The 13,525-nt window shown below is 70.9% G+C and carries 10 protein-coding genes and 1 pseudogene; 6 read left to right on the top strand and 5 right to left on the bottom strand.

The features are described 5' to 3' along the window. Positions 1-25: 25 nt before the first annotated feature. Positions 26-2,464: a Pls/PosA family non-ribosomal peptide synthetase gene (locus tag M2271_RS16595; RefSeq protein ID WP_280887991.1), complete on the bottom strand. Its 2,439-nt coding sequence runs from the start codon at positions 2,462-2,464 to the stop codon at positions 26-28. Between the two features lie 607 nt (positions 2,465-3,071). On the opposite strand from M2271_RS16595, the gene M2271_RS16590 reads away from it, so the two are divergent. The 3 genes and pseudogenes from M2271_RS16590 (at position 3,072) to M2271_RS16580 (ending at position 5,583) form a co-directional block, all read left to right on the top strand. Next, positions 3,072-4,220: a YihY/virulence factor BrkB family protein gene (locus M2271_RS16590; RefSeq protein ID WP_280887990.1), complete on the top strand. Its 1,149-nt coding sequence runs from the start codon at positions 3,072-3,074 to the stop codon at positions 4,218-4,220. A gap of 178 nt (positions 4,221-4,398) precedes the next feature. Beyond that, positions 4,399-4,683 (top strand): annotated as a pseudogene (locus M2271_RS16585) (ATP-binding protein); the annotation flags it as partial. Between the two features lie 210 nt (positions 4,684-4,893). Then, positions 4,894-5,583: a helix-turn-helix domain-containing protein gene (locus M2271_RS16580; protein WP_280887989.1), complete on the top strand. Its 690-nt coding sequence runs from the start codon at positions 4,894-4,896 to the stop codon at positions 5,581-5,583. On the opposite strand, the gene M2271_RS16575 is transcribed toward M2271_RS16580, so the two are convergent. The 3 genes from M2271_RS16575 to M2271_RS16565 all read right to left on the bottom strand — a co-directional run bounded on the left by M2271_RS16575 (position 5,563) and on the right by M2271_RS16565 (position 7,439). Then, positions 5,563-5,967 carry a VOC family protein gene (locus M2271_RS16575; RefSeq protein ID WP_280887988.1) on the bottom strand — a complete coding sequence of 135 codons (405 nt, stop codon included), beginning with the start codon at positions 5,965-5,967 and terminating at the stop codon, positions 5,563-5,565. The genes M2271_RS16580 and M2271_RS16575 overlap by 21 nt on opposite strands. 141 nt (positions 5,968-6,108) lie before the next feature. Continuing rightward, positions 6,109-6,303 (bottom strand): hypothetical protein, encoded by a 195-nt coding sequence (locus M2271_RS16570; protein ID WP_280887987.1) that lies wholly within the window; start codon positions 6,301-6,303, stop codon positions 6,109-6,111. 74 nt (positions 6,304-6,377) lie between these two features. Continuing rightward, complete coding sequence (locus tag M2271_RS16565) at positions 6,378-7,439, bottom strand: substrate-binding domain-containing protein (RefSeq protein ID WP_280887986.1); 1,062 nt, start codon at positions 7,437-7,439, stop codon at positions 6,378-6,380. Positions 7,440-7,845: 406 nt separating this feature from the next. On the opposite strand from M2271_RS16565, the gene M2271_RS16560 reads away from it, so the two are divergent. Next, entirely contained in the window at positions 7,846-9,525 is a 1,680-nt protein-coding gene (locus tag M2271_RS16560; RefSeq protein WP_280888114.1) for a carboxylesterase family protein, read from the top strand. A gap of 210 nt (positions 9,526-9,735) precedes the next feature. Here the strand turns inward: M2271_RS16560 and mmuM are convergent, their stop codons facing one another. Beyond that, the gene (gene mmuM / locus M2271_RS16555; RefSeq protein WP_280887985.1) at positions 9,736-10,656 is read right to left on the bottom strand and encodes a homocysteine S-methyltransferase; all 921 of its coding nucleotides are present in this window, start codon (positions 10,654-10,656) and stop codon (positions 9,736-9,738) included. 343 nt (positions 10,657-10,999) lie between these two features. Here mmuM and M2271_RS16550 point away from each other — a divergent pair, with 343 nt between their 5' ends. Continuing rightward, positions 11,000-12,100 carry a glycoside hydrolase family 43 protein gene (locus M2271_RS16550; protein WP_280887984.1) on the top strand — a complete coding sequence of 367 codons (1,101 nt, stop codon included), beginning with the start codon at positions 11,000-11,002 and terminating at the stop codon, positions 12,098-12,100. Between the two features lies 1 nt (position 12,101). Next, positions 12,102-13,514, top strand: coding sequence for an RICIN domain-containing protein (locus M2271_RS16545; protein ID WP_280887983.1), 1,413 nt, complete (start codon positions 12,102-12,104; stop codon positions 13,512-13,514). Positions 13,515-13,525 lie beyond the last annotated feature (11 nt).

Raw genomic sequence — 13,525 nt, 5'->3', positions numbered from 1 at the left:
TGTCCTGCCGCTGTTCCTGCCGTACTCACGCGTGCCGCGGTGCGACCGCCGGATTGCCGCCCCACCGCGCCCCCGGCGGCATCTGCTCGCCCTTCATCAGAAAGGAGTCGGGGGCGAGTACGGCGCCGTCCCCCATCGAGACGCCGTAGTGCACGAGTGCGCCGGTGCCGAGCGTGCAGCCGGCGCCGATGGTGATGTGGTCGGACTTGAAGGTGCCGTCCTCCTGCGAGTGGGCCTGCACCTTGGTGTGCGCGCCGAGTGTGCAGTCGTCGCCGATCGCGGTGAGCGTGCGCTCGGTGATGGAGCAGCCATCGTCGAAGACCCGGCGGCCGATCCGGACGCCCAGCAGCCGCCAGACGACGCTCTTGAACGGGGTCCCGTTGAGCACGGCCAGATGGTTGTCGGGCACCTTCCACAGCCGTTCCTGCCGCCAGAAACGCGGGTCGTAGATCGAGCACAGCCGGGGCCGCAGCGGGCGGAAGCGGCAGATCAGCCGCTCCACCAGGACGTAGTAGCAGACGGAGAAGGGCAGGCCGACGATCATCGAGGCGCCGATCAGCAGACCGCCGACGCCGCTGTGGACGCCGTAGAGGTCGATCGCGGCGAAACCGAGGACCATGAGCGCGAACCAGTGCAGCCAGCGCACGAACAGGAACAGCCCCATCGAGCGCAGGTTGTACCGGTTCTTCGACCTCAGCCGGCGCTCCAGTCCGGCGCCCTGACGCAGCTGGTCGAAGCGGGTGTCGCGCTCCACCGAGCGCGGGATCTCGAAGGGGGGCGAGCCGAGCAGGCCCACATCCTCGCGGACTGCGCCGTCGAGCGGGACCATCACCTTGGTCGCCAGTAGACAGTTGTCGCCGGTGCGGCCGCCCGCCGGGTAGGCGATGTGGTTGCCGAGGAAGTTGCGCGGCCCGATCGTGGCGCGGGAGACGCGGAAGGACGTACCGGAGACGTCGGCGTTCACCACCGACAGCCCGTCGGCGACCATCGTGCCGCGGCCGACGGTGACCAGGTACGGCGTCTCGTGCTGCACCTCCGTACCGAAGTTGGAGCCGGTCTGCTCCACCTCGGACAGGTCGTACCCGATGGACCGCAGGTAGGGGACGATGTACGAGCTGTCCCCGCACAGCCACATGAAGAACCTGAGGTTGGTCGTGCGGGCGATCGCGCGCTGTACCGAGTAGTGGAAGCCGTAGAGCGGATAGACCCGGTCCGGGCGCAGGAACGGTCGCAGCAGACGGGGCAGCAGGGTCACGGCGGCCACGCCGAGGACCAGGAAGCCCACGTACAGGGCCAGCGACAGGGCGAGTGCCTCGGCGTAGAAGCGGGCCGACGCCAGGTCCGGGGAGTCCGGGGCCAGGAGCACCTCCAGCTCGGGGACCAGGGCGAGCAGCAGATACGCGCCGCCGATGCCGAGCGGGACGTACAGCAGGAGCGTCTGGACCAGGCCCGCCAGGCCGTACCCGAACCGGCGCGCGGTGGAGCAGGACGCCGGTGGCACGCGGACGTGGTCGACGTCGGTGCGCTGTGCCGGGGAGCCGTGCCAGCTCTGTCCGGCCGGGACGGTGACACCGCCGTGCAGGGCGGAGGAGTGGCCGAGCTGTGAGCCGTCACCCATCGTCGTGCCGAGGTCGAGGACGGTCTTCTCGCCGACGTACACCCCGCTGCCCAGGGTGACGCGACCGGTGTGGATCCGGCCGGCGTGCGCCCGGTAGCACAGGAAGTGGCTGTCCTTGCGGATCACCGTGCCCGCGCCGACGGTCAGCAGGTCGGTGCAGACCGGCAGCGAGCGGGACAGGATCGTCACGCCGGGGCCGATGCGCGCGCCCAGTGCCCGCAGGTACAGCACATACAGCGGGCTGCCCACGAACAGGATCATCGGGTTGGCGTGCAGCAGTGCCTTGACCGTCCAGAAGCGGAGGTGGGCGAGGCTCCACACCGGGAAGTCGGTCTCCTTCCAGCGGCCGACGAGCAGCCACTTCGCCAGCACCGGCAAGACGCAGGCGCCCGTGAACAGCGCACCGCCGAAGACGACCGAGCGGCCGTAGACCGCGGCCACGCCGTCGGCGCCGGAGACCCAGTCGTAGCCGCGGCCGGTGACCGTGCCGACGGACAGGCAGTAGACGGCGAAGACGGTGAACTGCAGAACCCCGCACAGCACGTACCGGGGTGTGCTGCCCGGCGTGGGCGGCTCGGCCGGGATCGTGACGGGCGCCTCGGCCGGTGTCCCGGCGAGGGCCGCCGCGAGCCGGCGGATGGTCGGATGGCCGTACACGTCCCGCATGGACACCGACGGCAGGTCGGCGTGTTTCCTGACCCGGGCGCAGAAGTGGGCCATCACCAGAGAATTGGCACCCAGATCGTCGAAGAAGTGGCTGTCGACCGGTACGTGTTCCTTGCGTACGACGCCGGCCAGCACTTCAGCGAGAACGCTTTCGGTGCCGACTCCGGAATTTCCCCCCACGGGCGCTCCTTGATGCGGCTCTAGGTGTGGCTCTTGGTGCGTGGAACGTAAATTGAGAAAATGTGGGCAAGGGGAGTGTGGTGATGCCCGAGTGAGGCGGTGAGAGGGGTGAAATGGCCACGGGTTGAGGCGAGGAGCCCGGTAAGAGGCCCGCAAGAGGCTCAGTAAGGGACCTGGTCAAGAGGCCTGGTCAAGAGGCCTGGTCAAGGGGCTGGTGAAGGACCTGCTGAAGGGGCTGCTGAAGGACCTGCTGAAGGGCCTGGTCCGGGGCCAGGGGCCTGGTCGGGGGCCGTCAACGCCATCCGAATTCTGACGACTGATTCATGAATGCGGCAAGGGTGTTTCGGTCATTGGCGCATTTTGGGCGGCGCTCATCGAATGGATCGAAAAGGTGGCCGCTCCGCTTCCGTCCCTGACCGGGGAACTCACCGCACGACGGGTGTAATCAGCCCGGTGGATTCCGCTTCCATAACCGACATTTCAGCCAACGCGGACATGACAGAAAAATGGTTCGATTTTCGTGCGTACGGTTATCGGCGGGCACGCCCACGCGAGCCGGGGTACCCGAGGGACGAGTGGACCCTCGCGCGACGGATACCGTTAGAGCGTGCAGTCAGCAAGTGAATCCCCCCAGCGGCCCCCCTCCGGCCGTCTCCACCGGGCGCGTGCGCTCTATCGCGACGTCTCGAAGCGCCGGACCGCCTGGCTGCTGCTCAAGGACACCGTCAACTCGTGCATGGAGTACCGGATCCTCGGACTCGCGGCCGAGGCCGCGTTCTTCACGCTGCTGTCCGTGCCGCCGCTGCTGCTCAGCATGATCGGGCTGCTCGGCTACGTCGACGCCTGGACCGGCGCCGACAGCATCGCGGGCCTGGAGAACAATCTCCTGGAAGCCTCCCGCACGGTCCTGTCCGACAAGGGCGTCGCCCAGATCGCCGAGCCGATCCTGCACGACGTGATGAAGGGCGGCCGGCCCGACGTCATCTCCATCGGCTTCCTGTTCGCCCTGTGGTCGGGCTCCCGCGCGGTGAACGTCTTCATAGACACCATCACCGTCATGTACGGCCTCGACGGCGTCCGGGGCATCGTCAGGACCCGCATCATGGCGTTCCTGCTGTTCGTCGTGGCCCTGCTGATCGGCTCGATCGCGCTGCCGCTGATGGTGGCCGGGCCGGACGCGGTGGTGAACATCGTGCCGTGGTCGACGACCGTCGTGCAGGTCCTGTACTGGCCCGTGGTCATCGTCCTCTCCATCGTCTTCCTGACCACGCTCTACCACGTGTCCGTCCCGGTCCGCTCCCCGTGGATCGAGGACGTCCCCGGCGCTCTGGTCGCCCTCGCCATGTGGGTCCTCGGCAGCTTCCTGCTGCGCATCTACCTCACCAACACGGTCGAGGGCCCCACCATCTACGGCTCCCTCGCCGCACCCGTCGCCGTCCTCCTGTGGATCGGCGTGTCCGCGTTCGCGGTCCTCGTCGGAGCCGCGGTCAACGCCGCCATCGACCGCGTCTGGCCGGCCGCCGCGACAGCCGCCGCCCGCGCCGCCAACGATCGCCTGCGTGAGGCCCAGGTCGCCCAGTACGTCGCCCGCGCCGCCGCGGCCCGCGACACCGACCCGGGCGACCCCGACGACCCGGACATGCCCTCCGAGTTCCCGGAACGCTGGTCCCGCTTCCTGCCCCCGGAGGACGTGACGTCCCGCCTGCGCACCCACGTCAAGAGCACCCACCCTCCGCACAAGCCGAAGGATTCCTAGCCGGATACCTGGCCGCAGTCCTGGCCGTCGGGGGTGACGAAGGCGAACGCGATCGCCGCGTGGACGCGTCAGCCGTGCCCGGTCAGTCGCCGACGGGATCGCGGTGAGGCGGCGGTCCCCGTTTCGTTTCCGCGCTCCTGGTGTGGTCCCTGGCGCCCGTACAGCGCTACCGTCGGGTCCCATGACCGTCCTGGTCGAGCAGTACTGGCGCGAGATCAGCGCGGGCCTCGCCCACCATGCCATCCCGGTGAGGCACTTCGTTCTCCACGCTGACCAGGACACTCTCCGCGGACGCATCGCGGGGGACACCGTCCTTGGCCCCTCCTCGTTCCGCCTCAAATACCTCGAGCCCTACGCCGAGGCGGCCCGCACGTGGCTGCACGGTGAGGCCGATGTCGTCGACACCACGCACCTCACTCCCGCCCAGGCCGCACTGCAGATCGCGGAGGCCGTCAAGAGTTGAGGTCCGCCCGCCACATCGGGCGGTCAGCCGGTGGCGGGCATCGACGACCGGGCGACAGGCCGGCTCGAGATCTGTCGGCAGTGCCGGTGCCGGTGCTGGGGTCCGTGGCCGGCGCGCGGGCAGTCCTGAACCGTCCCGGCCGGTCGGCCGCAGAGGCCCTGGGAGCCGGTCGGCCGCACGGGCCCTGGGATGCGACGTAGCCTGGCGTACGTGTACGAGCAGAGGGCGTCCCGGCTGGCCGGAGCGGTGGTGTGGACGAACACCCCGTCGGGGGCCGGCGCCGGTCCGGTCCTGCCCGACGGCTGCATGGACCTGCTGTGGAACGAGGGGCGACTGCTGGTCGCCGGACCCGACACGCGCGCGTACGTCACCCAGGGCACCCCGACGAGCTGGGCGGGCGTCCGCTTCTACCCCGGCACGGCGCCCGCCCTCCTGGGCGTCCCCGCGCACGAGCTGCGCGACCGGCGTGTGCCGCTGGCCGACCTGCGCCCAGCCGCCGAGGTGCGGCGGCTCGCCACGCAGGTGAACGCGGCCGACGACCCGGCGAGCGGCCTGGAGGAGGTGGCGCTGCGCTGGGCCTCCGCCGCAGAACCCCCCGACCCGCTTCTACGACGGCTCGTCACCGCCCTCGACGCGGGCCGCCCGATCGCCGCCACCGCCGACGAACTCGGCCTCGGCGCCCGTCAGTTGCACCGCCGTTCCCTGACGTCCTTCGGCTACGGTCCCAAGACGCTCGCCCGGATCCTCCGACTGCAACGTGCCCTCGCGCTGGCCCGCGCCGGGATCCCCCTCGCGGAGACGGCGGCCCGGTCCGGCTTCGCCGACCAGGCCCATCTGGCGCGGGACGTACGGGAGTTGACGGGAACGCCGCTCAGCCGCCTACTGGCCCGCTCCGGGTAGCGGCGCGAACAGGTCGACGCCGTTGCCGTCCGGGTCGAGCAGGGTCGCGTAACGCTGACCCCACACGGCGTTCCAGGGCTTGAGCTCGCCGTGGTGACCGGCGGCCACCATGTCCTCGTACACCGAGTCGACCTCGGCCGGACTGTCGCACAGCAGGGCGAGCCCTGCCCGGCGTCCTCCGGTCGGCGGCTGCCATCCGGGGTTGAAGGACCGCACGGTGTCCTCCGTGTCGAGCATCAGCCGCAGCCCGCCCGGTAGTTCGGCCTCGACGTGCGGCTGGTCATCGGCGCCCTCCGGAAAGGCGAAACCGAGACGGCGGTAGAAGGCGACGGAGGCGGCGAGGTCGGAGGCCACCAGGCCGATGGCATCGAATCGTGGACTCATACGGCCACCGTAGGCGGGACGGCGGCGGGGCGTCTTGAACGAATCGGACTCACCCGAAGGCCACGGACCCACGCAGCTCAGTAGCTCCGCCTGACTGTCGGGGCTCGGCAGGAACGCCACGATCGCTCCGTACCTCCGCCGTCAGGTCGTCCGCCCTGTGCGGAGCCGCCGCACGTCCCGTACGAGCGTGTACAGGGTGCTGAGGAAGATCACAGCTCCAGCGGCGATCCAGAGGGCCGATGCCCCGGAACGGTACTCGCCAACGGCCATGGCGAGCAGCATCATGGCGGCAAGGACGCCGAAGGCCGAGATCAGAGCGCTGATGCGGTTGGTCACACGGACATCATCAACGACAGTCGGCCTCCGCGCTACCACAAGGGAGTCGGAGCCGGACGGCTCACGGCCGCTCCTCACCTCGCCGCCGACGTACTCGCCCTCGCCGTCGCCGTACTCGCCCGCGCCACCAACCGCGTCGACAGCTCCGTCCGCGTGCTCTCCGGACGGTCACCGTCCATCATCCGCACCAGCAGACGGAGGGCCGTCGCCGCCACCTCCGACAGTGGCTGGCGGACCGTGGTGAGGGGCGGGGTGAGCCAGCGGGCCTCGGGGAGGTCGTCGAAGCCTACGACGCTCATGTCGTCCGGTACCCGCAACTCCCGCTCGGACAGGGCCCGGTAGACGCCCAGCGCCATGCGGTCCGAGCAGACGAAGACGGCCGTGGGCGGCTCGGGCAGGTCGAGGAGTTCCAGCATGCGGTGGCGGGCGACGCCCTCGTCGAAGTCGGCGTGGCAGACGTACTCGGGGCGGTGCCCGACCCCGGCGGACGCGAGTGCCGAACGGTAACCGTCGACCCGCGTGCTGCTGCACATCTTGTGCGGGTGACCGGCGATGACGGCGATACGCTCGTGGCCCAGCGCCAGCAGATGCTCCGTCGCCGTCACCCCGCCCTGCCAGTTCGCCGCGCCCACCGACAGCACGCCCGGCGGGGGCTCCAGCACCGGGTCGATCAGCACGTACGGGATCCGGTGCTGGTCCAGCCAGGCGTACTGCGACTCCGTCAGCTCGGCCAGATGGAACAGCACGCCCGAGGAGCCGCGGGCGACGAGCTTGTCCAGCCAGCCCCGCTCGGGGCCGCTGCCGCGGGTCCGGGTGGGGCCCGCCGACACCACCACCTCCAGCCCCGCGTCGTGGGCCGCCGATTCCACCCCGTGCAGCACCGCCCCCGACCAGGAACTGTCCAGCGAGTGCACGACCAGGTCGACCAGGCCCGAGGACTTCACCGCGTCGAAGCGGGGTCTGCGGACGTAACCCAGCCGGTCCAGGGCCTCCGTGACCCGGCGGCGGGTCTCCGGTGCCACGTCCGCACGGCCGTTGACCACCTTGGAGGCGGTCGGCACGGACACCCTGGCCTCGCGGGCCACGACCGCCAAGGTCGGCCCGGCGGCCACACTCGCACTCCCCGTACGGACCATCGGGAACCACCTCTCCGGCCCGCCCGAGGGCCATGAAAAGTTTCGACCAGCGCGGAATAGTAAGCGCTTCCTACCCTAGGTTCACCGCACGAAGTCGGGAAGAGGCCGGACTTCGCAGGTCTTGATGGTCCTGAACTTTCGAAACTTCGAACGCGGGGCGGCTACGAGGCAGCTACGACGGCAGCTACGGCGGCACCTACGACGGCAGCTACGGCGGCGGGTTCGACCAGCCGGGTTTCGGTACGCCGACGTACGCCGAACAGCCGCACCACCGCGCTCGTGCGCAGGAATACCTGCGACCTCTGTGATGCTCTGGTCTTCACGGTGCGCGAGCGCGGCACGGGAGGCTGGTGGGCGGATGACGGCAGCGGACCAGACAGAACCTGGGGTGGACCAGACAGAACCTGTGGTCAGGACGCCGTACGGGGCCGTAAGGGGCCGGTACGAACACGGTGTCGCGGTGTTCCGGGGCATCCCCTACGCGGCCCCGCCGTTCGGACCCCGACGGTTCATGCCGCCGGAGCCGCCCGAGCCCTGGGACGGCGTGCGGGACGCGGGCGCCTTCGGACCGACGGCGCCGAAACCGCCGTACTCGGAAGCCTTCGCGCACTACCTGTCCGACCCGTTGGTACCGGGCGACGACTGCCTCAATCTGAACGTGTGGACACCGGAGCCGGGCCCAGGCGCCCGGCTCCCGGTGATCGTGTGGCTGCACGGCGGCGCCCTGACCCGGGGTTCCTCGGCGGTGCCCGTGTACGACGGGCACTCCTTCGCCCGCGACGGCGTCGTCCTCGTCTCCGTGAACTACCGGCTCGGCGTCGAGGGGTACGGCCTGTTCCCGGACGCCCCCGCCAACCCCGGCCTGCGCGACCAACTCGCCGCCCTGCACTGGGTGCGCGCGTCGATCGCGGCCTTCGGCGGCGACCCCTACCGAGTGACCCTGGCCGGCCAGTCCGCCGGGGCGATCAGCACCGGCGCCCTGCTGGCCGCCCCGCAGGCCCAGGGACTGTTCCGGCGGGCCGTGCTGCAGAGCGGGTCGCCCGAGGCGAGCGACCGCGACAAGGTACGGCGGATGGTGCGTCGTATGGCGACCCGGCTGAAGATCCCGGCGACCGCCGCCGCCTTCGCCGAGGTGGACCGCGACCTGCTGCTGCGCACCCAGGCCGAGGTGGGCAAGCTCAGCAGTCCGGTCCTCGGCGGACCCGCTTTCGGGATCGTCGTCGACGGCGACCTGGTGCCGCGCGACCCGCTGGAGGCCATCGTCGAGGGCGGCGTCGCCCAGGGGGTCGACCTGATGATGGGCTGGACCCACGACGAGTACCGGCTGTGGCTGGTGCCGGGCGGGCTGCTGGAGCGCGTGGACCGGCTCGGCGCGGTCGCGCTGGCCGGCGCCATGGCCCGCTGCCACTGCGGCCACGAGGTGCCCCGCGGCTACCGTGCCCTGCACCGCGAGGCGGGCACGGCCGAGATCGTCGGCCAGATGGTCACCGACCACCTGCTGCGCCTCCCGCTGCACCGCCTGGCCGACGCCCGCCCGGACAGCTCGTACGTCTACGAGTTCGCGTGGCCCTCCCTGCTGCCCGACCTCGGCTCCTGCCACGCCCTTGAACTGGGCTTCGTCTTCGACACCGGGGAGGTCCCCGAGTCCGCCCGGCTCGCCGGCCGGGGCGCCCCGCAGGACCTGGCCGACGCCCTGCACGGGGCGTGGGTGCGCTTCGCCACCGACGGCGACCCCGGCTGGCAGCGCTGGGACACCTCACACCCGGTGCGGATCTTCGGCGACGGCGAGCCGCACACGGCGTACGGTCCGCGCGACCGGGAGCTGGCGGTGTGGACGGCGGACGCGACGGCCCGGGCGGCCGCGGTGGCCGCGGCAGCGGTGGGCGGCGGTGCGGAGGAGGGCCTGCCCCCGAGGGTGACGCCGGTGACCGGTGCGGTCGCGCGGAGCACGGCGGCGCGGAGCACGGCTGCGCGTGCTGCGGCTGCGCGGAGTGCGGCGGCACGGACTGCGGCGGCCGCGCGGAGTGCGGAACTGCGGTCGGTGGTACGGCGGTTGCGGCTTCCGGGGTCGGTGCGGCGGTCCTGACCGGGGCCGGAGGCCGGCGGTAACCTCGCGTGTCAGTGATGTCGGTCGTCAGGCGGCGGCTGCCACCGAGATCCTCGCCGCCGCCGTCAACCAACGCCGTCAACCAACGCCGTCAGCCAAATCCGTCAGCCAACGCCGTCAGCCGCTGATGTGCTCACCGCCCGCCCCGGACGCCGTACGCCGGTCCTCCTGGGCGCGGCGAGCACGGACTCACGTCGCCGACAGGGTTCCCGCGATCGACGCGATGGCCTCCGGTCCCACCCGGCAGCACCCCCCGATCAACCGGGCCCCGGACTCCCGCCAGCCGCGCACCTGATCGGGGGCGAAGGTGGAGCGGCCCGCCCAGGCGCGGGCGTCGGCGTCCCAGGTCTCGCCGCTGTTGGGGTAGGCGACGACCGGCTTGCCGGTGACCCGGGCGGCGGTTGCGACCGCGCCGGCCACGTCCTCGGGGACGCAGCAGTTCACGCCGACCGCGATCACCTCGTCCACGTCGGCGGCCAGGGCGAACGCCTCCTCCAGGGGCTGTCCGGCGCGGGTGCGGTCGCCGGCGACGGAGTACGACAGCCAGGCCGGCACCCCGAGCCCGCGTACCGCCCGCAGCAGCGCCTCGGCCTCCTCGGCGTCCGGGACCGTCTCCAGCGCGAGGACGTCCGGGTCGGCGGCGGCCAGTACCTCCATGCGGGGCCGGTGGAAGGCCTCCAGTTCGGCCACGCTCAGCCCGTACCGGCCCCGGTACTCGGAGCCGTCCGCGAGCATCGCGCCGTACGGACCGACCGAGGCCGCGACCCACAGCCGTCGGCCAACGCCCTCCGCCCGCGCCGCCGCCTCGCGCGCCAACTCCACGCTCAGGTAAAGGAGTTCAGTCGCTCTCTCGCGCTCGATTCCCCGCCTGGCGAAGCCCTCGAAGGTCGCCTGGTAGCTGGAGGTGATCGCCACGTCCGCGCCCGCCAGGAAGTACGCGAGGTGCGCTTCGGTGATCGCCTCGGGCCGCTCGGCGAGCAGTCGCGCCGACCACAGCTCATCGCTCAGATCGTGGCCGGCGGACGCGAGCTGGTTGGACATGCCGCCGTCGAGGACGACCGTCCCGGCGGCGAGGGCTGCTGAGAGGGAGGAGGGCGTGTCGCTGGTCATGGCACGACGCTAGTCGACGGGGGCGTCGGCCGGCCAAGGGCGCCGCGGACTCGCGGCCACGGCACCGAGCAGCGCGTCGTCCCCGGCCGCGTCGTCCCCGTCCCCGTCCACGTCCACGTCCTTCCCGTCACCGCCCTGCCCGGCTCGCTCGACAGAAAGCGCCTTCTTTCATCGCGTCCAACCCGTTGACCTCTTCCTCCCACGCCCCTACCTTTTCGATGTTCGGAATAACAACATAGGTTCGCAATTTCGAACATCGTTCATCGTCCGTCGCGCATCGCCCGTCACGCATCGCCCATCGTCCATCGCTCTCAGGTCACCCCACCCCCGAGAGGCACCCCGTATGAGCCGCGACAACCACCAGCCCGACGACCCCCACCGCAGACTGCTGCTGAAGGGAGCCCTGGCCGCGGGCGCCCTCGCTGCGGCGACCCCCGGTCTCGCCCACGCTGCCCCGACCCCGAAGGCGGCCCCTTACGTGAACCCGCTCGTCCGCAACCGGGCCGACCCGCACATCCACCGGCACGCCGACGGCTTCTACTACTTCACGGCCACCGCCCCCGAGTACGACCGGATCATCCTGCGCCGCTCCCGCACCCTGAACGGCCTCGCGACCGCCGCCGAGTCCGTCATCTGGACCAAGCACGCCACCGGCCCCATGGGCGCGCACATCTGGGCGCCGGAGATCCACCGCATCGGCGGCAAGTGGTACATCTATTTCGCCTCCGCGCCCGCCGAGAGCGTGTGGGACATCCGCATCTGGGTGCTGGAGAACGCGCACAGCGACCCCTTCCAGGGCACCTGGACCGAGCGCGGTCAGCTCAGGACGGCCTGGGAGACCTTCTCCCTCGACGCCACCACCTTCACCCACCGCGGCACCCGCTACCTCGCCTGGGCGCAGCACGAACCCGGCCTGGACAACAACACCGCGCTGTGGCTGTCGAGGATGGCGAACCCGTGGACCCTGACGGGCCCTCAGATACGCCTGTCCACACCGGAGTACGACTGGGAGTGCGTCGGCTACAAGGTCAACGAGGGCCCCTCGGTCATCGCCCGCAACGGCCGCCTGTTCATGTCGTACTCCGCCGCCGCCACCGACCGGCACTACTGCATGGGTCTGCTGACGGCCGACGCGGACAGCGACCTGATGGAGCCCGCGAGCTGGTCCAAGTTCCCGACCCCCGTCTTCACCGGCAACGACACGACCAAGCAGTACGGGCCCGGCCACAACTGCTTCACCGTGGCCGAGGACGGCCGCAGTGACGTCCTCGTCTACCACGCCCGCCAGTACAAGGAGATCGTCGGCGACCCGCTGAACGACCCCAACCGCCACACCCGCGTCCAGAAGCTGGGCTGGAAGCCGGACGGCACCCCCGACTTCGGCATCCCCGTGGCCGACACGGCGACGGCCGCCTCCGCCGACCCGGTCAAGGAGAGTGCGTGAGATGAGACGTGCGTACGCAGCCCTGCTCGCCCTCTGTCTGGCGCTGCTCGGCGCCCTCGCGACCGCGGGACCGGCCCAGGCCGCACCCCAGACCCTCACCAACGGCACGCAGTTCACGGATCCTTCGGGCAACCCCGTGCACGCCCACGGCGGCGGGATCATCAAGGTCGGCAGCTACTACTACTGGTTCGGCGAGAACCGAAACGCCGACAACACCTTCCGGTACGTGGACGCCTACCGCTCCACCGACCTGAGGAACTGGGAGTTCCGCAACCACGTCCTGACCGAGGCGAGCGACCCCGAACTGGCCACCGCCAACATCGAGCGCCCGAAGGTCATGTACAACGCGGCCACCGGCAGGTTCGTGATGTGGATGCACAAGGAGAACGGCACCGACTACGGTGAGGCCCGGGCCGCCGTCGCCGTGTCGAGCACCGTCGACGGCGACTACACCTGGCAGGGCAGCTTCCGTCCGCTCGGCCAGCACATGTCCCGCGACATCACGGTCTTCGTGGACACCGACGGCGCCGGCTACATGGTCTCCGCCGCCCGCGAGAACTACGACCTCCAGATCTACCGCCTCACCGCCGACTACACCGGCATCGCGAGCCTGGTCGCCAACCCCTGGCCCGGCGGCCACCGCGAGGCCCCGGCGCTGTTCAAGCGGGGCGGCGTCTACTTCATGCTGACGTCGGGCGCGACCGGCTGGAGCCCCAACCAGCAGCAGTACGCGACGGCGACCTCGCTGTCCGGTCCCTGGTCGGCGATGACCAACGTCGGGGACTCGACGGCGTACGGCTCGCAGACCGCGTACGTCCTTCCCGTGCAGGGCGGTTCGGGCACCTCCTACCTCTATCTGGGCGACCGCTGGGGCAACTCCTTCGGCGGGACCGTCAACGACTCGCGGTACGTGTGGCTGCCGTTGACCTTCCCCAGCTCCACCTCGATGTCCCTGTCCTGGTCGCCGGAGATCACCGTCGACACGGCCGCCGGCACGATCAGCGGCACGAGCGCCACGTACAACACGCTGATCGTCCGGCACTCCTCGAAGTGCGCCGACGTGACCAGCCAGTCGCTGTGGCAGGGCGCCCAGATCAAGCAGTACGACTGCAACGGCGGCGGCAACCAGAGGTACTGGTTCAAGCCCGTGGGCAGCGGTTACTACCAGCTGATGGTCCGGGGCAGCTCCCTGTGCGTGCGGGAGAACGCGAGCACGGTCACCCAGGAGAACTGCGACGCCTCCTCGGCCGACCAGCAGTGGTCGGTCACCACCACCGGCTCCTACGTGAACATCAGGGCCCGCGCGAGTGGGGAGTGCCTGGACGTGAACGGCGCGAGCACCGCCAACTCCGCCGCGGTCATCACGTACACCTGCAACGGGGCGACCAACCAGCAGTGGACGCGCGGGACGTGAGGGACGGTCCG

Source organism: Streptomyces sp. LBL (genome assembly GCF_029893585.1).
GTDB lineage: Bacteria > Actinomycetota > Actinomycetes > Streptomycetales > Streptomycetaceae > Streptomyces.
Note: the sequence above shows the minus strand (reverse complement) of the source record. Positions and strands in the feature narration are given on the sequence as shown.

Coding starts and splice junctions, on each gene's coding strand:
- M2271_RS16565 (WP_280887986.1), bottom strand. CDS start 7,439: ATGGTCCGTACGGGGAGTGCGAGTGTGGCCGCCGGGCCGACCTTGGCG.
- mmuM (WP_280887985.1), bottom strand. CDS start 10,656: ATGACCAGCGACACGCCCTCCTCCCTCTCAGCAGCCCTCGCCGCCGGG.
- M2271_RS16575 (WP_280887988.1), bottom strand. CDS start 5,967: ATGAGTCCACGATTCGATGCCATCGGCCTGGTGGCCTCCGACCTCGCC.
- M2271_RS16545 (WP_280887983.1), top strand. CDS start 12,102: ATGAGACGTGCGTACGCAGCCCTGCTCGCCCTCTGTCTGGCGCTGCTC.
- M2271_RS16550 (WP_280887984.1), top strand. CDS start 11,000: ATGAGCCGCGACAACCACCAGCCCGACGACCCCCACCGCAGACTGCTG.